The organism is Streptomyces roseolus, from assembly GCF_014649855.1.
Classification (GTDB): domain Bacteria; phylum Actinomycetota; class Actinomycetes; order Streptomycetales; family Streptomycetaceae; genus Streptomyces; species Streptomyces roseolus.
Genome location: NZ_BMTV01000051.1, coordinates 1 through 20812, shown reverse-complemented (window position 1 = coordinate 20812; position 20812 = coordinate 1). Strand labels below are relative to the sequence as shown.

The window sequence follows — 20812 nt, the reverse complement described above, 5'->3', positions numbered from 1 at the left end:
GTCGCGGTGAGGATGGCTCTTTTCGAACGCTTACGATCCTCTGTTGTGTCCAAACTGACCGACGTGCCCAAACGGATCCTGATCGGGCGGGCCCTGCGCAGCGACAAGCTCGGAGAGACCCTTCTCCCCAAGCGGGTCGCCCTCCCCGTCTTCGCCTCCGACCCCCTCTCCTCGGTGGCGTACGCACCGGGCGAGGTCCTCCTCGTCCTCTCCGTGGCAGGCCTGTCGGCCTACCACTTCAGCCCGTGGATCGCGCTGGCCGTCGTCGTCCTGATGTTCACGGTCGTCGCCTCGTACCGGCAGAACGTGCACGCGTACCCGAGCGGCGGCGGCGACTACGAGGTCGCGACCACCAACCTCGGACCGAAGGCCGGACTCACCGTCGCGAGCGCCCTGCTCGTCGACTACGTCCTCACCGTCGCCGTCTCGATCTCCTCCGGCATCGAGAACCTCGGCTCCGCGATCCCCTTCGTCGTCGAGCACAAGGTCGCCTGCGCCGTCGGCGTCATCGTCCTCCTCACCGTGATGAACCTCCGCGGCGTGAAGGAGTCCGGCAGCCTCTTCGCCATCCCGACGTACGTCTTCGTCTTCGGCGTCTTCTGCATGATCGCCTGGGGCGCCTGGCGCGGCATCGTCCTCGACGACACCATGAAGGCCCCGACGGCCGACTTCGAGATCAAGCCGGAGCACCCGGGACTCGCCGGCTTCGCCCTGATCTTCCTGCTGCTGCGCGCCTTCTCCTCCGGCTGCGCCGCCCTCACCGGCGTCGAGGCCATCTCCAACGGCGTCCCCGCCTTCCGCAAGCCGAAGTCGAAGAACGCCGCCACCACCCTCGCGCTCATGGGCGGCCTCGCCGTCACCATGTTCTGCGGCATCATCTTCCTCGCCGGGGCCACCGACGTCCGGATGGCGGAGAAGCCCGCCGAGGACCTGCTCCACAACGGCGTCCCGGTCGGCGAGGGATACGTCCAGGACCCGGTCATCTCCCAGGTCGCGGCCGCCGTCTTCGGCGACGGGACGTTCTTCTTCGTCCTGCTCGCCGCCGCCACCGCGCTCGTCCTCTTCCTGGCCGCCAACACCGCGTACAACGGCTTCCCGCTCCTCGGCTCGATCCTCGCCCAGGACCGCTACCTGCCGCGCCAGCTGCACACCCGCGGCGACCGGCTCGCGTTCTCCAACGGCATCGTGCTCCTCGCGGGCGCCGCCGCCCTCCTCGTCTGGATCTACGGCGCGGACTCCACCCGCCTCATCCAGCTGTACATCGTCGGCGTCTTCGTCTCCTTCACGCTCAGCCAGATCGGCATGGTCCGGCACTGGAACCGCCACCTGACGACCGAGCGCGACCCGGCCAAGCGCCGCCACATGATCCGCTCCCGCGCGATCAACGCCTTCGGCGCCTTCTTCACCGGTCTCGTCCTCGTCGTCGTCCTCGCCACCAAGTTCACCCACGGCGCCTGGGTCGCCCTGCTCGGCATGGTGATCTTCTACGTGACGATGACCGCGATCCGCCGCCACTACGACTCCGTCGGGGCCGAGATCGCCGCCGCGGAGGAGCGTCCCGACGAGTACGTGCGCCCCTCCCGGGTCCGCTCGATCGTCCTCGTCTCCAAGCTCCACAAGCCCACCCTCCGGGCCCTCGCCTACGCGAAGCTGCTCCACGCCCACGAGCTGGAGGCGCTCACCGTCAACGTCGACCCGGCGGAGACCAAGGCGCTCCGGGAGGAGTGGGAGCGGCGCGGCATCAACGTGCCGCTGAAGATCCTCGACTCGCCGTACCGCGAGATCACCCGGCCGGTCATCGAGTACGTGAAGAACCTCCGCAAGGAGAGCCCGCGCGACGCCGTCTCGGTGTACATCCCCGAGTACGTCGTGGGCCACTGGTACGAGCACCTGCTCCACAACCAGTCCGCGCTCCGCCTCAAGGGCCGGCTCCTCTTCACCCCCGGCGTCATGGTCACCTCCGTCCCCTACCAGCTCCAGTCCTCCGAGGCCGCCAAGCGCCGGGCCCGGAAGCGCCAGGACTGGAACGCGCCGGGCTCGGTCCGCCGCGGCCCGGTCGAGAAGGCCAGGAAGGAACCGACCGCGAAGAGCAACTAGACTGGTGGGCTGCTGTCCGAACAGCAGCCCCCTTTCTCTTTCTCCCCTTCTGTCACTGGAGCCCCCGATCATGCAGAACACCCCTGTGAAGTCCCTGATCGGGGAGGAGTACGAGGTCGAGGTCGGCCCGGTGGCCCACGGCGGCCACTGCATCGCCCGGACGGAGGAGGGCCGCGTCCTCTTCGTGCGCCACGCGCTGCCGGGCGAGCGCGTCCGGGCCCGCGTCACCGAGGGCGACGAGAGCAGCCGCTTCCTGCGCGCCGACGCCGTCGAGGTCCTCGACGCCTCCAAGGACCGCATCGAGGCCCCCTGCCCCTTCGCCGGCCCCGGCAAGTGCGGCGGCTGCGACTGGCAGCACGCCAAGCCGGGCGCCCAGCGCCGCCTCAAGGGCGAGGTCATCGCCGAGCAGCTGAAGCGGCTCGCGGGCCTCACCCCGGAGGAGGCCGGCTGGGACGGCACCGTCGTCCCCGCGGAGGGCGACAAGCTCCCGGCGGGCGAGGTCCCGCAGTGGCGCACCCGCGTCCAGTACGCCGTCGACGCCGAGGGCCGCGCCGGTCTGCGCAAGCACCGCTCGCACGAGGTCGAGGTCATCGACCACTGCATGATCGCGGCCCAGGGCGTCTCGGAGCTCGGCATCGAGGCCCGCACCTGGGAGGGCATGGCCACCGTCGAGGCGATCGCCGCCTCCGGCTCGAACGACCGCCAGGTCATCCTCACCCCGCGCCCCGGCGCCCGCCTCCCGCTCGTCGAGCTCGACAAGCCGGTCTCGGTGCTGCGCGTCGACGAGAAGGACGGCGGCGTCCACCGCGTCCACGGCCGCGCCTTCGTCCGCGAGCGCGCCGACGAGCGCACCCACCGCGTCGGCAGCGGCGGCTTCTGGCAGGTCCACCCGAAGGCCGCCGACACCCTCATGAAGGCCGTGATGCAGGGCCTCCTCCCGCGCAAGGGCGACACCGCCCTCGACCTCTACTGCGGCGTCGGCCTCTTCGCCGGCGCCCTCGCCGACCGCGTCGGCGAGCAGGGCGCGGTCCTCGGCATCGAGTCCGGCAAGCGCGCCGTCGAGGACGCCCGCCACAACCTGGCCTCCTTCCCGCGCGTCCGCGTCGAACAGGGCAAGGTCGAGTCGGTCCTCCCGCGCACCGGCATCACCGAGGTCGACCTCATCGTCCTCGACCCCCCGCGCGCCGGCGCCGGCAAGCAGACCGTCCACCACCTCGCCGGCCTCGGCGCCCGCCGCATCGCCTACGTCGCCTGCGACCCCGCCGCCCTCGCCCGCGACCTCTCCTACTTCGCCGAACGCGGCTACCGGGTCAGGACGCTGCGCGCTTTCGACCTGTTCCCGATGACGCACCACGTGGAGTGCGTGGCGATCCTGGAGCCGGTGAAGAAGGACGCCTGACCTGGGGTTTCGCGGGTGCACGGTATGTGCGGTAGCGGAAGCCCCATGAGCGCAGAGCCCGGCGGAGCGCAAGCTCCGGAGTCGTGTCCCGGTTCGCCGGGCGGCCATGACCCGCCGCGCGTTGGCATCGCGCGGCGCCGGCGTCCCCCTGCGGCGTTCCTGGATTCCCGCGCCTGATCAACCATCGGGGTGCCTCGCCGTTACGGGCGTCGTACCGGTGGTCCGCCCGGGCCGTTCGCGACCGCCGCTGATGCCGCGGATGAACCCGGCACCGCGTTCCTTCCGGGTCCCGGCGAGGGGTTTCGTGGCGGTGGTCGGACGTGGCTGTGCCTCGGACGGGTGGAGGGGCGGGCTCTCGATCGGAGATCGCCTTTCCTTTACAGTGATGTAGAAGGCCGTGTCTCCGCCGGCCCGATCCCGCCCGGATTCCCACCCAGGACGAGAAGGAGTGAGCGACCCGCAATGGGTGAGCCTCCCAGTACGAGCCGTGCCACCGCCTGCCCTGACGCGTCGAGCCGGGGAGCGGGGGTGGCACGGTGACCGAAGTACTCCTTCTCCTGCTCGCGCTCGCCCTCACCCTCGCGTGCGCCGTCTTCGTCGCGGCCGAGTTCTCCCTCACCACCGTCGAGCGCGGTGAACTGGAGCGGGCCGTCGAGGCCGGCGAACGCGGTGCCGAGGGCGCGCTGCGCGCCGTGCGCCGGCTGACCGTGCAGCTGTCCGGCGCCCAGCTCGGCATCACCGTCACCTCCCTGGTGATCGGCATGCTCGCCGAGCCGTCCCTGGCCGCGCTGCTGCGCGGACCGCTGGAGGCGATCGGCCTCGGCGCCGCGGCCCCGTCCGTCGCCACCGTCCTCGGGGTGGCGCTCTCCACCGTCGTCCTCATGGTCATCGGTGAGCTCGTGCCCAAGAACTGGGCGATCTCCCGGCCGCTGGCCGTCGCCAAGGTCGTCGCCGGCCCGCAGCGCGGCTTCACCGCCGCCTTCGGCCCCTTCATCCGGCACCTCAACGGCACCGCGAACCGGTTCGTGCGCCGCTTCGGCCTGGAGCCGGCCGACGAACTGCACACCGTACGGACCCCCGCCGAGCTGGCGTCCCTCGCCCGGCACAGCGCGGCGGAGGGCGCCATCGAGGCGGACTCCGCCGAGCTGTTCGTGCGGACGCTCCACCTGAGCGAGCTGACGGCCGAGAACGTCATGACGCCGCGCGTGGACGTCCGCGCCCTGGACGCGCGGGCCACGGCCGCCGACGCCGCCAACCTCACCTACGCCACCGGCCTGTCCCGCTTCCCGGTCTACCGGCTGAACCACGACGACGTCATCGGCACCGTCCACATCCGCGACGTCCTCGCCCTGCCGCCCGAGAAGCGGGACGCCACCCCCGTCACCGCCCTGACCACCCCGCCGCTGCTCGTTCCCGAGACGCTGCCCGCCGACCGGCTCCTGGAGCGCCTGCGGGCCCACCGGGGCATGGCCGTCGTCATCGACGAGTACGGCGGCACGGCCGGCGTCGCGACCGTCGAGGACATCGTGGAAGAGGTCGTGGGCGAGGTGCGGGACGAGCACGACCCCGTCGAGGTCCCCGACCTGCTGCCCGCCCCGCCCACCGACGACGGCCGGGCCACCTGGGAGGCCGACGGCGGCGTACGGATCGACCAGCTGGCCCGGATAGGGCTGCGCGCGCCGGAAGGTCCGTACGAGACGGTCGCCGGCCTCATCGCCACCCGCCTCGGCCGCATCCCCGCCCAGGGCGACGCCGTCCTGCTCGACGGCTGGCGGCTCGACGTCCTCGACGTCGAGCACCACCGCGCGGACCGCGTCCACCTCACCGAGCCCGTCCCCGCCGCGGCGCCCGAGCACGCCGGAGCGGCCCGATGACCGCGCTCCAGCTCACCATCGGCTTCCTCACCCTCCTGACGAACGCCTTCTTCGTCGGCGGCGAGTTCTCCCTGATCTCCGTCCGCCGCAGCCAGATCGAACCGCTCGCCCGCGACGGAGACCGGCGCGCCCGCATGACCCTGTGGGGCCTGGAACACATCTCCGCGCTCCTGGCCACCGCCCAGCTGGGCATCACCGTGTCCTCGCTGGTCCTGGGCGCGGTCGCCGAGCCCGCGATCGCCCACCTCCTGGAGCCCGCCTTCGAGGCGGCCCACGTGCCGCACGGCCTCGTGCACCCGATCGCCTTCGTCATCGCCCTGACCTTGGCGACGTACGCGCACATGCTGATCGGCGAGATGGTCCCGAAGAACATCGCCCTCGCCGCCCCGGTGAGGACCGCGCTGTTCCTCGGACCGCCGCTCGTCGCCCTCACCCGCGTCCTCAAGCCGGTCGTCTTCGGCATCAACTCCTTCGCCAACGCCCTCCTGCGCCTGCTGCGGGTCGAGCCGAAGGACGAGGTCACCGCCGTCTACACCGACGACCAGCTCGCCCGCATGGTCCAGGACACCAGCGCCGCCGGACTGCTCTCGCCCGCCGACGGCGAGCGGCTGCGCGACGCCCTGGAACTCGGTACCCGCCCGGTCGGCGAGATCCTCGTCCCCGCCGTGCGGATGGTCACCGTAGACCACCGGATCACCCCGGCGGAACTGGAGCGGACCGCGGCCCGCGCCGGCTACTCCCGCTTCCCGGTCACCGGCCCCGCCGGCGCCGTCCTGGGCTACGTACACATCAAGGACACCCTCGGCGTCGCCGACCGCGACAGGCCCTTCCCGCGGACCGCCTTCCACGCCGTCACCCGGGTGCGGATCGACACCCCGCTGGACGACGTCCTCACCGCCTTGCGCGCCGCCGGCAGCCACCTGGCCGTCGTCACCGGCGAATCCGGCTCCGTCGTCGGCTACGTGACGATGGAGGACGTCCTGGAGGAGCTGGTGGGACCCGCCACCGTGTGACCTCCCCGGGCCCCGGCCCTTCCGGGCCCCGGCCCTTCCGGGCCCCGGCCCTTCCGGCCCCCGGCGTGGCGAGGCCGCGCCGCCCGTGGCGTACCCGCCGATACTCGAACCGATCGCCTTCGATCACCGCCCCACGAAGGAGCACCCGCTTGTCCGCCAGAACGACGCGTCCCGCCCGCTCGAGGGGATGCGGCCGCCGATGAACGCCGCTCTCGGCCTGCTGGCCGTCCTCGTGCTGACCGCCGGCACCGGCTACTTCGTGGCCCAGGAGTTCTCGTACGTCGCCGCCGACCGGATCGCCCTCGCCCGTGAGGCCGAGGCCGGCGACAAGCGGGCGGCCCGCGCGCTGAAGGTCCTCGAACGCCTCTCCTTCATGCTGTCCGGCGCCCAGCTCGGCATCACCGTCACCGGCCTGGTCGTCGGTTTCCTCGCCGAGCCGTCCGTCTCCGCCCTGCTCAAGCCCGCGCTGGACGGGACGGGCCTGTCGGACGGGGCGGTGTCGGCGATCTCCGTCGTCCTCGCCTTCGTGATCGCGACCGTGCTCCAGATGGTCCTGGGCGAACTCGCGCCGAAGAACCTCGCGCTCGCCGTCCCCGAACGGCTCGCCAAGTCCCTGGCCTCCTCCACCCTCCTGTACCTGAAGGTCGTCGGTCCGGTCGTCCGCGTCTTCGACGGCGCCGCGAACGGGCTGCTCCGCAAGGTCGGCATCGAGCCCGTCGAGGAGCTGCACCACGGCGCCACGCTGGAGGAACTCAGCCACCTCATCGGCGAGTCCCACGAGCAGGGGCAGCTGCCGACCGACACCGCCGAGCTCCTCGACCACGCCCTGGAGTTCTCCGAGCGGACCCTGGACGAGGTGATGGTGCCGCGCGCCGACGCCGTCTTCGTCCGCAAGGACGCCACCCTCACCGAGGCGGTCGAGCTGATCGCCCGGCACGGCCACTCCAACTACCCCGTCCTCGGCGACCACCCCGACGACGTCGCCGGCGTCCTCGGCGTGCGCGACCTCGCCCGGCTGCCCGCCGGCCGGTTCGACACCTCGACGGCCGGCGAGGCCGACCGGGCGCCGCTGCTGCTGCCGGACACGCTGCCGCTGCCGCGGGCGGTGGCGCGGATGCGGGAGGCGGACGACGAGTTCGCCGTCGTCCTGGACGAGCACGGCGGCGTCGCCGGAATCGTCACCTACGAGGACATCGCCGAGGAACTGGTCGGCGACATCGCCGACGAGACCGACACGGTCGTCGCGCTCGCCGTGCCGGACGGCGACGGCTGGCGCGTCGACGCGGGCCGCCGCCTCGACGAGATCGAGGACGCCACCGGCATCGCCCTGCCCGAGGACGACGACTACGACACCGTCGCCGGCCTGATCATCGACCGCCTCGGCCGCTTCCCGACCATCGGGGACCACCTCACCGTCGACGGCGTCCGCATCGACGTCCTCAGCCTCGACCGTCACGTCCCCGGGCGCGTCCGCATCGAACACGTCCGGACCGCCACCGCCGAGGAGGCCCAGGCATGAGCTTCCCCATGGCCCTGTTCATCACCGTCCTGCTCCTCATCGGCAGCGGTTTCTTCGTCGCCGCCGAGTTCGCGCTCGTCGCCGCCAAGCGCCACCGCGTCGAGAAGGCCGTCGCCGACGGGCAGCGCGGCGCCAAGGCCGCCCTCGCCGGCATGCGCGAGCTGTCCCTGATGCTCGCCGGCGCCCAGCTCGGCATCACCCTCTGCACGCTGGGCCTCGGCGCCATCTCCAAGCCCGCCGTCTCCCACGAACTCGACCCGCTGCTGGCCGAGCTGGGGCTGCCGGAAGCGCTCAGCTACGGCATCGCGTTCGCCGTCGCCATGATCGTCGTCGTCTTCCTCCACATGGTCCTCGGCGAGATGGCCCCCAAGTCCTGGGCCATCGCCCACCCCGAACGTTCCGCCATGCTGCTCGCCCCGCCGTTCCGGGCCGTCGTCAAGGCCGTGCGCCCGCTGATCTGGCTCCTCAACAAGGTCAGCAACGCGCTCGTCCGCCTGTGCCGCGTCCAGCCCCGGGACGAGCTGGCCGCCGTCCACAACCGCGAGCAGCTCACCCACCTCGTCGAGGAGTCCGAGCGCCTCGGCCTCATCAACAGGACCGACTCGCAGCTCATCACGCGCTCCCTCACCGAGCCGCAGACCCCCGTGGCCGCGCTCCAGACCCCGGCCGCCGACATCGTCGCCGTCGACGCGGGTGCCGGACTCGACGCCGTCCTCGCCCAGGCGTCCGACGCCGACCGCTCCCGCCTCCTCGTCCGGGACGGCGACCGGATCCTCGGCTCGGTGCACGCCCGCGACGTCCTCGTCGCCCGCACCCGCGGCAGGGACCTGACCGCCGGGGCCCTCGCCCGCCCCGTACCGGAACTGGCCGGCACCGACACGGTCTCCGACGCCATCGAACACCTCCGCCGGCGCCGCGCCTCCCTCGCCCTCGTGCGCGACGCAGAGGGACGGCTCACCGGCCTGGTCAGCCTGGACGACCTGCTGGTCCGGATCATGGGGCCGCAGACGCTCTGAGACCCGCCCGCACCCGACCGTCTCGCGCAGGGTTTCGGACGATGTCGGCGGAGGACCGATCGCACACCTCGCCGGGGGCGCGCCCCCACCCGTCCTCTGCAAGCGTGGAGAGGTGCGGTGGCCGCGCCTTCGGCGGGCATGTCGCCGGGGTCGCCTGTGAGGCCCTCGGTTCCTGTCGCGTTCGCCTGCTCGCGTTCCCTTCGCCCGGTGTCACGGCCCGGCTTGAGGCGGTGCGGGCCGTCGAGCGGTGCAGGGGTCGGCCGCCGCACCCCTATGCTTCTACACAAGTGTAGATGGCCGGTGGAGGCATCGGTCGAACTGCTGCACCACACAAGCGACATGAAGGAGTGAACGCCCGATGGTGTTCAAGCGTCTGCTCGGCTCGCTCGGCGTAGGGGGCCCCTCGGTGGACACCGTGCTCGACCCGGGCGCGGTGGCACCCGGCGGCGTCGTCGCCGGTCAGGTTCGTCTCCAGGGCGGAAACGCCGACTTCACGATCGAGCACATCACCCTGGAGCTCGTCGCCCGCGTCGAGGCCGAGTACGACGAGGGCGAGGCGGAGGGCATGGTCGCCTTCCACCAGCACGTCGTCGCGGGCGGATTCCGCCTGTCCGAGGGCGAGCGCCGCGGCGTGCCCTTCTCCTTCACGCTGCCGTGGGAGACGCCGATCACCGAGCTGTACGGGCAGGGGCTGGGCATCGTCCTCGGTGTCCGCACCGAACTCGGCGTCGCAGGCGCCAAGGACAAGGGAGACCTCGACCCGCTCGCCGTCCGCCCCCTGCCCGCTCAGGAGGCGGTCCTGGAGGCGTTCGGGCAGCTCGGCTTCGCCTTCAAGTCCGCCGACCTCGAACTCGGCCGCATCGGGGGGACCGGCCAGCAGCTGCCCTTCTACCAGGAGATCGAGCTGACCCCGGCGCCGCAGTACGCCCACCAGGTCAACGAGATCGAGGTGACCTTCCTCGCGGGCCCCGCCGGCCTGGAGGTGGTCCTGGAGGCCGACAAGCGCGGCGGCTTCCTCTCCGAGGGGCACGACACCCTGAACCGCTACACCGTCGGCCACCACGACACCGACCGCACGGACTGGAACGCGGAGGTCGACGGCTGGGTCCGCCGGCTCGTCGAGCATCGCGCCTCGCACGGCTCGTACGGGCAGGCGGGCGGCGCGCTCTTCGCCCAGGGCGGCCACGGCTCCGACGGGGGTCACGGCCACAAGGGCGAGTACGGTCACGGCGGCCACCACTCCGGCCCGGGCATGGGGGCGGTGGCCGCCGCCGGCGCCGCGGGCCTGGCCGTCGGCGTGGTCGGTGGCATGGTGGCCGCCGAAGTCGTCGACGAGGTGGGCGACTTCTTCGAGGGGGACGGAGAGGGGGAGGACGAGGGCGACGAGGGCTGAACCGCCCTGGATCCGGCGCCTCGGTGGAGAGTGGCCGCCGCCGCCCACCGGGGCGGGCCGATGGGCGCGACAGGGGTCGAACCCTCGCCCGGCGGTGTCCGCGACCCGGTCTCGCTCCTGCGGGCATGGAGTGTCCGAAGGGGCTTCACCCCTTCCTCCCCTGGACTTCGCCCTGCCCGCGCGCCGTGCCCGCCGTGTCCTCCTCGCCGCCCTCGCGGCCGTCCTCGCCGTCTCCGCCGCCACGTGCGGCCGGGTGGCGCAGGAGTCGGCGGGGGCGCACGCCCCCGCCGACCGCCGGCGCTCCGGCGAGGCTCGCCTTCGCGGCCTCGACGCTGGACTCGAAGCCCTTCGAGGGGGTCACGCCCGCCGGGAAGCCGGCGGCGCCGTGGCTCTGGGGACCGGCGTACGGCGCGTACCGGATCCAGGCTTCCGATGGCCAGGTTGCCGCGCCGGGTGCCGTGCCGGAGGGGTGGCCCGCGAAGGAGGTCGCCCTGCTGGTGCGCCGACTCGTCCTCACCCGCACCTGATAACTTCTACAGTAATGTAGAAGATGGGTTCGCCCGGGTCGCGCACCCCCCGGCCCGGGCGGCCCCCCAAGCGTGTAGGGAGTTCTCGATGGCCCTGTGGGACCGCCTCAAGGAGTCCGCGTCGACGATGCAGACGCAGCTCATGGCGAAGAAGAACGACCTCAAGTCCGGTGCGTTCCGTGACGCCTCCATGGCGATGTGCGCGCTCGTCGCCGCCGCGGACGGCACGGTCGACCCCTCCGAACGGCAGCGGGTCGCCCAGCTGATCGCCATCAACGAGGTGCTGCGGAACTTCGACGCGGCCGATCTCCAGCGCCGGTTCGACGAGAACCTGGGCAAGCTGACCGCGGACTTCGCCTTCGGCAAGGTCGGCGTGCTCCAGGAGATCGCCAAGGCGAAGAAGAAGCCGGCCGAGGCCCGCGCCGTGATCCAGATCGGCATCGTCATCGGCGGCGCCGACGGCGACTTCGACAAGGCCGAGCAGGCGGTCGTGCGGGAGGCGTGCTTCACCCTCGGCCTCCCGCCGCACGAGTTCGACCTGTAACCGGCGCCGGAGTTACCGCCGTACGACACGGGGAAGGGGACAGGCATGGAGATCTCGGGCATCATCAGCGCGATCGTCATCGGCGTCGTCATCGGAACCCTCGGGCGGCTCGTCCTGCCCGGCCGGCAGCGGATCGGGGTCCTGTGGACCATCGCCGTCGGCATCGTCGCCGCCCTCGTCGGCACCGCCCTGGCGGCGGGCCTGGGCGTCGCGGACACCAAGGGCGTCGACTGGATCGAATGGATCATCCAGATCGGCCTCGCGGCGGCGGGTGTCGCCGCCCTGGAGAGGTACAAGACGCGCGCCTGAGGCGGAGGGAGGGGCCACAGCCCCGGCGGGACGGTGACCCGACGGGACGGTGCCCCTCCTCTCACATGGGTGTGGCGGCGTGCAGGATGAAGAAGAGCGTCACCGTCGCGTTCGCCGAGGACAGCGCCGAGACGGTCGTCCCCGCGGTCGCGCCCCAGGCGGCCAGCCCGACGGCGGTGAACGCCGGCGGCCAGATCCTGGGAGAGGGAGCGGGCCCGAGCAGGGCCGCCACCCGGCGCGGCACCGGCCCGGCGGCCTCGGTGAAGTGCGTCAGCGCGGGCACGGGTGAACCCCGCGAGATCAGCGCCGACTTGCCGACCGCCCGTGCCACGGTCCGCCGGCTCCCCACGGCCTGCGCCGCCTCCTCGTCCGCCCACCGCTCGGTGGAGTAGACGACGGCCGTACGCAGCGGCCGCAGGAAGGGATTGGCGCGGGCCGCGAGCTGGACGACCAGCAGGAAGCGGTGATGACGACGGGCCAGATGCGCCCGCTCATGGGCGAACAGCGCCCGCCGCTCACCCGCGTCCAGTCCGGCCAGCATGCCGGTGGTGACGACGATCCGGTCGCGCCGGCCGGGCAGGGCGTACGCGTACGGGGCGGGGTCCGGCAGCACGGCGACGGGCGAACCGGGCAGCCCGGACAGGGCCCGCTCGGCCCGCCGGCGCACCCGAAGGTGCCGCCAGGCCGTCCCCGTGCACGCGAGCAGTACGGCGAGGAGGGCGGGGATCGCGATCCGGCCGGCGATCTCGTCGTAGGGCACGGCCGCGCGGACCTCGGGGTCCGACCATCCGTCGGGCAGCGGGTTCCCGGGCAGCTGGGCGGTTCCCACCACCATGAGCAGCCCGAGGCACAAGGTGCTGCACAGGGCGAGCACGGCCGCGACCGCGCTCAGCAGCCAGGTCGCGGCCCTGGGGTGCAGGTGGTGCTCGGCCAGCCGGGCGACGGGCCAGGCCGTCAACGGCAGTACCAGCGGCAGGAAGACGAAGACCCCCATGGCCCTAGTCTCCCTCCTCCGCGTCCTCCGTGGTGTCCAGCAGCGCGCGCAACAGCCGTTCGTCGCCCGGGGACAGCGTGCTCACGAAGCTCGTGAGCACGGCCTCGCGATCGGCCTCGGAATCGAGCACCCGCCGCATCCGCAGCGCGGCCAGGCCCGCCTCGTCCGCGACGGCCGTCCACTGGAACGAACGCCCCGACCGCTCCCGCGTGACCGCCCCTTTGACATGCAGCCGGGTCAGGATGGTCACCACCGTCGTATAGGCGAGATCGCCGCCGAGCCGCTCCTGCACCCATCCCGCGGCCACCGGCCCCGGCGCCGCGCGCAAGGCTGCCAGCACCTGCGTCTCCAGCACGCCCTGCCCCCGCCTGCGCGGAACCGCCCCGCCGGCGCCCCTGTGGTCCGTCATGCCATCGGCCTCCCACCGTCCAGGCGCCGCCTACCGCCGCGAGCGCGGTTCATCGTACTGACCACCTCGCGTTTCCCCGCCGTCCACGGACGGCTCCGGAGGAAGGGCGACGCGTCGAGCCGGGCGATCTCCAGGGATCGGTTCGCCGACGGTGGACGAGGAACGACCCCGAGGGCCTGGAGAGCGCGGTCCGGCGGTGTCAGCGTGGACGACCGCCCAGCTCCCCGCCCCAGGAGGAACACCCGCGCCCTGAGCGCTCCCACGGTTCATCCGACCCCGAGCCCGGTCCGGCCTTCCGGGCCACCCCTCGCCACCTGGCCGGCGACGACGACGCCCTCGCGGACCGGGTGGGCGCCGCACTCGCCGCCATGGGCCGGCGGACGTGGCCGACCGCCCGTGACACCCTTTCTCCACACGAGCCCCGAGAGGCGGAGCAAGGGGACGGGGTCGGTGCATCAGGCGGTTGCGCGGTTCCCTTCGGGGTGGATGGTCACCTTCCTGACGTTCGACCGTCAGCCGCGCGCCGCCCCATGAGGGCCTGTGGTCTGGTTCGGTCCCACCAGAGCGACCCGTCGTCGAGCGGGCCATCGTGTCGCCGGTCTTCACCGGATCCTGCACCGTGTCGTGGCAGTGGGCGCGCAGCTCCGCGGCGGCCTGTGCGGCGCCCCGCGGGTCCAGGGGCCGCCGGTCGACGGCCGGCTCCAGGCAGGAGCCGTCGGCGCGGCCCGTCCCTGAGTGAGACGGGCGTGCGACCGGTCCCGGGGAGCGGTGGCGAGATCGTCCTGATGTCCCGTCACCGAGGGGTGGAGGCGGGCCGCCTCGCCCTTCACGGCCTTCACGGCGTCGCCGTGGTGCACGGCCGGCGGCGCGCGGCCCGGCCTGATGGGTGCCCGGGCGCCTTCGTGACGCGCCGGTCGACACGGCCCCGGTCCCGTCCCTTCGCGTGCCGACGCCTTTCCCGCGTCCTCCCGTCACGTCGGCACGCGCCGTCCCCGTCACCGAGTTCGACAGAGCGGCTTTTACGACGTCTTCGCCCGGACGCCGCGGATCCTCCTGCCGGAACCTTGGATTCCTTTGGAGTCTCCCTTGAGTCCCGCTGGAGAACGGTGGGGGACGGGGATGGGGAGACGGTGACTCGGGGTTCAGTCGTTTGTGGCCTGTGGGGCTCGTTTGAGGGGCCGACGGGGAGGGCGTAAACCGACTTCCCTGTTTTGTTTTCGGGGTGTGCGGGGGCGTATCGGGGGGAAGGCGGCCCACAAAGTGGCCTTGATTCCGGCCAAAGGAGCCGTTCGGTGTGCCTGGTGGGGGGCGGGGGTGGGAGTGGGCTGGCAAAGAAGAGACAGTGTTGTATGATTCCGCGTGGCTGCCACGCCCGGGGGGTTGAACATTCGACTGATGCCATGAAAAGAGGGCCCATGCAGACCCGGTCGCACCGGACCCGGCAAGCACTCGTGCGGGCCATGGCCGAGCTGGTCGCGGACGGCCCGCCCTCGGACGCGGGGCTGGTCAACGTCTGCCAGAAGGCGGGGGTGAGCAGGGGTGCGCTCTATCACCACTTCGCCTCCACCGCGATGCTGGCCGCCGCGGTCTACGAGGAAGCGCACGACCGGATCGTCGCGCTCATAGACGAGGCGTTCAGCCGGGAGCCGGCGGAGGCCCTGCGGACCTTTCTCGTCACGTTGGGCGAGTCGCTGCGCACGGACCCGATCGTGCGGGCCGGGATGAAGCTCGCGGGCGACGGGACGTTCCAGTCACCCCGGCTGCGGGACCAGATGCTGGCCATGCTCCACGAACGTCTCGTGCTCGCCGGGCGGCGGGCGGCGTTCCCGGTGGAGGATCTCGCCGACCTCGTCGTGCTGCTCGCCGCGGGCGTGGAGTCCCTGGGACGCAGTGACCCCAAGTGGTGGGAGGGCCGCAGCGTGGACCGGCTGTGGCCGATGCTCCAGGCTCTGTTCGACTCCGGCGGCGCCGGGGACGCCCGTGCGGCGGGGCGGGTGGGGCCGTCGGTGCCCTCGCCCGCCGGTTCCGAGCGGCCTTCAGTCCGATGAAGGGCGCGGGGCGCCCGCCGGCGCCGTGGTCCGCAGGCGGCTGATGAGGCCGGGCGTGGCCAGGCCGGGCAGGATGAACCGCCAGAAGGAGCCGATCCGGTCGAGCAGGTCGGCGCGCCCGCTGTACGCCTGGTCCATGGTCTGGACACCGGTGTAGGCGCCGACGATGAAGAGCGTCGCCTCCTCGATGTCCAGACCGGGCAGCATCTCGCCCTGGTCCATGGCCTGCCGCAGGAGACTCCGTATGACCTCGATGGACTGCTCGTAACCGGTCTGGAACGCGGTGAACGAGGACTGCTCCACGGAGAGGCGGACGCTGGCGCGGAGCGCCGGATCGTGCTGAAGCCGCTGGGCGAACCTGAAGGTCAGGTCGATCAGGCTCTGGAGCTTCACCGGCTGCTCCTCCACCTGGAGGGCGTCGACGTGCGCGTCGAGCAGGGCGAGGGCGATCGCTTCCTTCGACGGGAAGTGGTGGTAGAGCGCCCCGCGGGTGAGACCGGCCCGCGCCAGGATGTCGGTGGTGCTCGCCGAGTCGTAACCGCGCTCGTCGAACAGCTCCGCCGCGGCGGTGAGGATGGCTTGTCGCGTCCGCTGTGCCCGTTCTTGTTTGGCCATGTCACTCTCTCGCCGCGAAAAATTTCGACATACTTGTCTGTATCTTAACGCAACGTTACGCGGTGGTGGGGCGGGCGGCGGAGGCGGATCGACGCTGACCGGCCTTGCCGGGCCCGATTACGGGCACCCGAGGCGGAAGCCGATGCCCCGGACGGTGTGGATCCACTCGCTGGAGCCGAGCTTGCCCCGCAGCGTTCCGACATGGGTGTCGATGGTACGGCCCCGGGGCGACCAGGCGTCCCCCCAGACCTGGGCCATGATCTGGCGGCGCGAGATCACCGTGTCCGGCTGCGAGGCGAGCAGGAACAGCAGGTCGAACTCCTTGCGGGTCAGGTCCAGCGGCTCGTCGTCGAGCGTGGCCGTCCGCGCGTCGGCGTCGACCCGCAGGCCCTGGTGGACGGCGACGCGCGCCGGCGTGGTCTGGCGGTGGACGCGCCGCATGATGGCCTCCATCCGGGCCAGCAGCTCCCGGAAGCCGTACGGCTTGACCAGGTAGTCGTCCGCTCCGGCCTGCAGGCCGAGGACCCGGTCGAGCTCGGAGTCGCGCGCCGTCACCGTGATGATGGGCGTCTCGCTGACGGTGCGGATGCCCCGGCACACTTCCAGCCCGTCGAGGTCCGGCAGGTCGAGGTCGAGCAGGACGAGGTCGGCGTCGCCGTGGGAACGGAGCGCCTGGGCGCCGTTCTTCGCACTCTGCGTCACATAACCCTGCCTGGTCAGACCCTGGAGGAGCGTGTCCGCGTCCCGGGTGTTGGCCTCGACGACCAGGACGCGCAGTCCTTCCTGCCGATGAGGGGTGGGAGGGGCGGCGAAGTGGGGCCGGGAGGGGGCGCCCTGCGGGTGCCGGGGGCGGGGTTGTTCGGTCGGCGAAGTGAGGAGATCCACGGCCTGCCGATTCATCTGTTCCTCCTGAGGCGTGGCCGCAGCGGCTGGGGCGCTGCAGTCGGCGACGAGGAACATAACAAACAGACGTGTCTGAATGTCAAGGGGCTCTCACCCCCGCGTGTCAAGGGCCTGGTGGGTGAATGCGCGCCCTGAAGTGGCTGCCGCGTGCCAGATGACTCACCGTCTGTGACGGGCGATCCAAAAAGCTTGGGAAGTTGTTAACCAGGACCACGCAGACCTGTCTGTATGTTGGGCACGGAAGGTTTGCCGCAGCGGGGGGCGACGGCGTGCCGTAGGTGTCCCCTGCCCGCATACGACAGGAGTCCTGCACATGCCGCACTTCGCTGAGCAGTCGTCCACGGCACGGGTCGGGGGAACGGGACCGGTCTCGGTGGTCGAGCAGGCGTTAACCCGGGTCCCCGCGCAGCGCCTGACGTCGACGGTCCCGCGGGAGTACGTCCACCGCGCCGCGGTCTCCGAGGTCTTCCTGACGGGATGGGACGCCGTCGACCCGCAGGCGGGTTCCGAGAAGTTCGTGGTCCGTGCCCAATGGCCGCGCAGCCACTCCCTGTTCGCCCGCGACGACGAGTACCAGGATCCGCTGCTCCTGGTCGAATCGGTCAGACAGGTCGGATCCCTGCTGGCCCACGCCGAGTTCGACGTCCCCTTCGGCCACCAGTTCCTGATGCGGGACATGTCCGTCTCGCTCGAACCCGAGCTGTTGAGGGCGGGCCGCACCCCCACGGAGATCGTCCTCCGCACCGAGTGCCGGGACATCGTCCGCCGCAACGGAGCACTGTCCTCCATGGGGTACGTCGTCACCGTGGAGCGGGACGGCCGGAGCCTCGGCACCGCGGAGGCCTCCTTCCGGTGCATGAGCCCGCAGGTGTTCCGGCGACTGCGCGGCGGCACCCCCACCCACAGCGACCGACCGGTGCCCCCGGCCGTCGAGCCGGCCCTCGTGGGGCACACCAGCCCCCGGCACGTCGTGCTCGGCGTGCCCGCCCCGGGCACGGACGGCCGCTGGGAACTGCGCGTCGACACCGCTCACCCGACCTACTTCGACCACCCGGTGGACCACGTCCCGGGCATGGTCCTGCTGGAGGCCGCCCGGCAGGCCGCACACGCGGTCAGCGGCCTGCCCGACGCCCTCGTGCTCGGCCTGAGGAGCACCTTCACCTGTTACGCCGAGTTCGAGGCGCCCTGCTGGATCGAGGCCCGGACCGTTCCGGGCGAAGGCGGGGACGGCATGCTGGTGAGGGTGGAGGGAACCCAGCGGGACAAGCAGGTCTTCACCACCGACCTCGTCGTGGCCCCCCGGACCCGCTGATCCGTCGTCCGCGACGAAGCACGCGCGCGTCGCCGAACACGCCCTCGCCGAGCACGCCGTCGACTCGGGTGACCGCGCCGGCGGACGAACCCGGCACCGCGACGTACCGCCCCGCGCGGACCGACCGCTCCGGGTGCGCACCGATCGCCCGCGTACGCATCGATCGCCCACGTGCGCATCGATCGCCCACGTGCGCATCGATCGCCCACGTGCGCATCGATCGCCCACGTGCGGACCGACCGCCCGTGCGCGGACCGACCGCTCCGGGTCCGGTGGACGAGCCACCGGACCCGGAGCTCTTGGCAAAGATCTGACCCCGACTTGGCGGCACCGGGAACTGCCACCGGCCGCTTGCCGATCCCGACAGAGTCCTGCAACGGATCTTCTGGAGGCCGGTGCCCTCCCCGCACATGCTTGAGCCGGACCCTGCTCACCGCACCGTCCCCCGTCTCACCCATGCCCTCGTCACTCAGGAGAGCCATGTCCCGACGCCTTTTCACCTCGGAGTCCGTCACCGAGGGACATCCGGACAAGATCGCCGACCAGATCAGCGACACGATCCTCGACGCGCTTCTCACCCAGGACCCGCACGCCCGCGTCGCCGTGGAGGCGCTGGTCACCACCGGCCAGGTGCACGTCGCGGGAGAGGTGACGACCTCGGCGTACGCCGACATCGCCACCCTCGTGCGCGAGAAGATCCTGGAGATCGGATACGACTCCTCCGCGAAGGGGTTCGACGGGGCGTCCTGCGGCGTCTCGGTCTCCATCGGCCAGCAGTCGCCCGACATCGCCCAGGGCGTCGACACGGCCTACGAGACGCGGACCGACGCGGCGGGCGACACCTCCGCCGAGGACGAGGGCGAGGACGAGCTCGGCCGGCAGGGCGCGGGCGACCAGGGCCTCATGTTCGGCTACGCGTCCGCCGAGACGCCCTCCTTGATGCCGCTGCCGATCGACCTGGCCCACCGGCTGGCGCGCCGCCTGACGGACGTCCGCAAGGAAGGGACCGTCCCCTACCTGCGCCCGGACGGCAAGACCCAGGTCACCATCGCGTACGAGGACGACCGGCCCGTCCGCCTGGACACGATCGTCGTCTCCTCCCAGCACGCCCCGGGCATCGACCTGGACTCCCTCCTCGCGCCCGACATCCGGCACCACGTCGTGGAACACGTGCTGGCCCAGCTCGCGGCCGACGGCATCAAGCTGGACACCGAGGACTACCGCCTCTTCGTGAACCCCACCGGAAAGTTCGAGATCGGCGGCCCGATGGGCGACGCCGGCCTCACCGGACGGAAGATCATCGTCGACACGTACGGCGGCTACGCCCGCCACGGCGGCGGCGCCTTCTCCGGCAAGGACCCGTCGAAGGTGGACCGCTCGGCCGCCTACGCCATGCGCTGGGTCGCCAAGAACGTCGTCGCCGCCGGCCTCGCCGAGCGCTGCGAGGTACAGGTCGCCTACGCCATCGGCAAGGCCGAGCCGGTCGGCCTCTTCGTCGAGACCTTCGGCACCGCCACCGTTCCCCAGCAGGACCTGGAGCGGGCGATCGGCGAGGTCTTCGACCTGCGCCCGGCCGCGATCATCCGCGACCTCGACCTGCTGCGCCCCGTCTACGCCGCCACCGCCGCGTACGGGCACTTCGGCCGCGACGACGCCGGGTTCACCTGGGAGCGGACCGACCGGGCCGCACGGCTGAAGGCCGCCGCAGGGCTTTGACAGTGACGTGCCTGACGGCCTGAGAGCCCCTATCCCAGGAGTGACGACGTGCGCATCGCGGTGACTGGATCCATCGCAACAGACCATCTCATGGTGTTCCCCGGCCGGTTCGCGGACCAGCTGGTCCCCGACCAGCTCGCCCACCTCTCGCTGTCCTTCCTCGTCGACGACCTCGAGGTACGCCGGGGCGGCGTGGCGGCCAACATCGCCTTCGGGCTCGGCAGCCTCGGCCTCACCCCCCAGCTCGTCGGCTCGGTGGGCGACGACTTCGCCGAGTACGAACTCTGGCTCAAGCGGCACGGTGTCGACACCGGCGCGGTCCATGTGTCCGCGACGCGGCAGACCGCCCGGTTCATGTGCCTCACCGACCAGGACGGCAACCAGATCGCGGCGTTCTACGCCGGCGCCATGGCCGAGGCCGCGGACACCGGCCTGGACGGCATGCTCTCGGGCCCCGCCCGGCCCGACCTCGTGCTCGTCTGCCCGAACGAGCCCGCGGCCATGCTGCGCTTCACGCGGGAGTGCCGGAACCACGGCGTGCCCTTCGCGGCCGACCCCTCGCAGCAGCTGGCGCGGCTGAACGGCGAGGAGGTCCGCCACCTGGTGGAGGGCGCCGAGTGGCTGTTCACCAACGAGTACGAGAAGGCCCTGGTCCTGGAGCGCCTGGGCTGCACGGAGGACGACGTGCTCGACACGGTGGGCGCCTGGGTGACCACACTGGGCGCGGCCGGAGTCCGCATCGACCGCAAGGGCGAGGAACCGCTCACCGTGCCCGCGGTCCCCGGGGTGCGTTCCGTGGACCCGACCGGCGCGGGCGACGCCTTCCGGGCCGGCTTCCTCACCGCGCTCAGCCGCGGCCTGTCCGAACGGACGGCCGCCCGGCTGGGGTGCGTGGTGGCGGGCGCGGCACTGGAGACGGTGGGCTCGCAGGCGTACGAGGCCGACACCGCCCGGCTGACGGAGGTGCTCGCCGCCGCGTACGGCCCGGAGGCCGCGCGGGAACTCGAACCGTCGTGGGGAGAGCGGTCATGACCGCGAGCCGGGCGGCCGCGCTCCGCGAAGCACTCGCCAGCCGCGTCGTCGTCGCCGACGGCGCCATGGGGACGATGCTCCAGGCCCAGGAG

At 72.2% G+C, this 20812-nt stretch carries 18 protein-coding genes; 13 read left to right on the top strand and 5 right to left on the bottom strand.

Features of this window, described 5'->3' with window-relative positions:
- Positions 1–45 precede the first annotated feature (45 nt).
- The 7 genes from IE245_RS35245 (at position 46) to IE245_RS35215 (ending at position 10311) form a co-directional block, all read left to right on the top strand.
- Positions 46–2097 carry an APC family permease gene (locus IE245_RS35245; RefSeq protein ID WP_189955318.1) on the top strand — a complete coding sequence of 684 codons (2052 nt, stop codon included), beginning with the start codon at positions 46–48 and terminating at the stop codon, positions 2095–2097.
- A gap of 70 nt (positions 2098–2167) precedes the next feature.
- Positions 2168–3496, top strand: a complete 1329-nt coding sequence (locus IE245_RS35240; RefSeq protein WP_189955317.1) for a class I SAM-dependent RNA methyltransferase — start codon at positions 2168–2170, stop codon at positions 3494–3496.
- Positions 3497–4032: 536 nt separating this feature from the next.
- A complete protein-coding gene (locus IE245_RS35235) occupies positions 4033–5370 on the top strand; it encodes a hemolysin family protein (RefSeq protein WP_189955316.1) in 1338 nt (445 codons plus the stop codon).
- Positions 5367–6383, top strand: coding sequence for a hemolysin family protein (locus IE245_RS35230; protein WP_189955313.1), 1017 nt, complete (start codon positions 5367–5369; stop codon positions 6381–6383). Before IE245_RS35235 ends, IE245_RS35230 begins: the two co-directional genes overlap by 4 nt.
- Positions 6384–6582: 199 nt before the next feature.
- Complete coding sequence (locus IE245_RS35225; protein WP_189955311.1) at positions 6583–7902, top strand: hemolysin family protein; 1320 nt, start codon at positions 6583–6585, stop codon at positions 7900–7902.
- Positions 7899–8918, top strand: a complete 1020-nt coding sequence (locus IE245_RS35220) for a hemolysin family protein (protein ID WP_189955309.1) — start codon at positions 7899–7901, stop codon at positions 8916–8918. Before IE245_RS35225 ends, IE245_RS35220 begins: the two co-directional genes overlap by 4 nt.
- Before the next feature lie 358 nt (positions 8919–9276).
- Positions 9277–10311, top strand: coding sequence for a sporulation protein (locus IE245_RS35215; RefSeq protein ID WP_189955307.1), 1035 nt, complete (start codon positions 9277–9279; stop codon positions 10309–10311).
- Positions 10312–10456: 145 nt separating this feature from the next.
- On the opposite strand, the gene IE245_RS35210 is transcribed toward IE245_RS35215, so the two are convergent.
- Complete coding sequence (locus tag IE245_RS35210) at positions 10457–10828, bottom strand: hypothetical protein (protein WP_189955305.1); 372 nt, start codon at positions 10826–10828, stop codon at positions 10457–10459.
- A 98-nt stretch (positions 10829–10926) separates the two neighbouring features.
- Between IE245_RS35210 and IE245_RS35205 the strand changes: the two genes are divergently transcribed.
- Together IE245_RS35205 and IE245_RS35200 are read left to right on the top strand one after the other, a co-directional pair.
- The gene (locus tag IE245_RS35205) at positions 10927–11382 is read left to right on the top strand and encodes a tellurite resistance TerB family protein (RefSeq protein WP_189955303.1); all 456 of its coding nucleotides are present in this window, start codon (positions 10927–10929) and stop codon (positions 11380–11382) included.
- A gap of 45 nt (positions 11383–11427) precedes the next feature.
- Complete coding sequence (locus IE245_RS35200; protein WP_189955301.1) at positions 11428–11691, top strand: GlsB/YeaQ/YmgE family stress response membrane protein; 264 nt, start codon at positions 11428–11430, stop codon at positions 11689–11691.
- A gap of 61 nt (positions 11692–11752) precedes the next feature.
- On the opposite strand, the gene IE245_RS35195 is transcribed toward IE245_RS35200, so the two are convergent.
- Both IE245_RS35195 and IE245_RS35190 read right to left on the bottom strand, forming a co-directional pair.
- Positions 11753–12685 (bottom strand): M56 family metallopeptidase, encoded by a 933-nt coding sequence (locus IE245_RS35195; RefSeq protein ID WP_189955299.1) that lies wholly within the window; start codon positions 12683–12685, stop codon positions 11753–11755.
- 4 nt (positions 12686–12689) lie between these two features.
- Positions 12690–13094, bottom strand: a complete 405-nt coding sequence (locus IE245_RS35190) for a BlaI/MecI/CopY family transcriptional regulator (protein WP_189955297.1) — start codon at positions 13092–13094, stop codon at positions 12690–12692.
- Positions 13095–14509: 1415 nt separating this feature from the next.
- Between IE245_RS35190 and IE245_RS35185 the strand changes: the two genes are divergently transcribed.
- Complete coding sequence (locus IE245_RS35185) at positions 14510–15142, top strand: TetR family transcriptional regulator (protein WP_189955295.1); 633 nt, start codon at positions 14510–14512, stop codon at positions 15140–15142.
- On the opposite strand, the gene IE245_RS35180 is transcribed toward IE245_RS35185, so the two are convergent.
- Both IE245_RS35180 and IE245_RS35175 read right to left on the bottom strand, forming a co-directional pair.
- On the bottom strand, positions 15131–15757 hold the full coding sequence (locus IE245_RS35180; protein WP_189955293.1) for a ScbR family autoregulator-binding transcription factor: 627 nt from the start codon (positions 15755–15757) through the stop codon (positions 15131–15133). The genes IE245_RS35185 and IE245_RS35180 overlap by 12 nt on opposite strands.
- A 117-nt stretch (positions 15758–15874) precedes the next feature.
- Positions 15875–16657 carry a response regulator transcription factor gene (locus tag IE245_RS35175; RefSeq protein ID WP_189955291.1) on the bottom strand — a complete coding sequence of 261 codons (783 nt, stop codon included), beginning with the start codon at positions 16655–16657 and terminating at the stop codon, positions 15875–15877.
- A 316-nt stretch (positions 16658–16973) separates the two neighbouring features.
- Between IE245_RS35175 and IE245_RS35170 the strand changes: the two genes are divergently transcribed.
- From IE245_RS35170 to IE245_RS35160, 3 genes are all read left to right on the top strand, one after another.
- Positions 16974–17972, top strand: a complete 999-nt coding sequence (locus IE245_RS35170; protein WP_189955288.1) for a ScbA/BarX family gamma-butyrolactone biosynthesis protein — start codon at positions 16974–16976, stop codon at positions 17970–17972.
- Between the two features lie 480 nt (positions 17973–18452).
- The gene (metK, locus tag IE245_RS35165) at positions 18453–19688 is read left to right on the top strand and encodes a methionine adenosyltransferase (protein ID WP_189955286.1); all 1236 of its coding nucleotides are present in this window, start codon (positions 18453–18455) and stop codon (positions 19686–19688) included.
- A gap of 48 nt (positions 19689–19736) precedes the next feature.
- On the top strand, positions 19737–20720 hold the full coding sequence (locus IE245_RS35160) for a carbohydrate kinase family protein (RefSeq protein ID WP_189955284.1): 984 nt from the start codon (positions 19737–19739) through the stop codon (positions 20718–20720).
- Positions 20721–20812 lie beyond the last annotated feature (92 nt).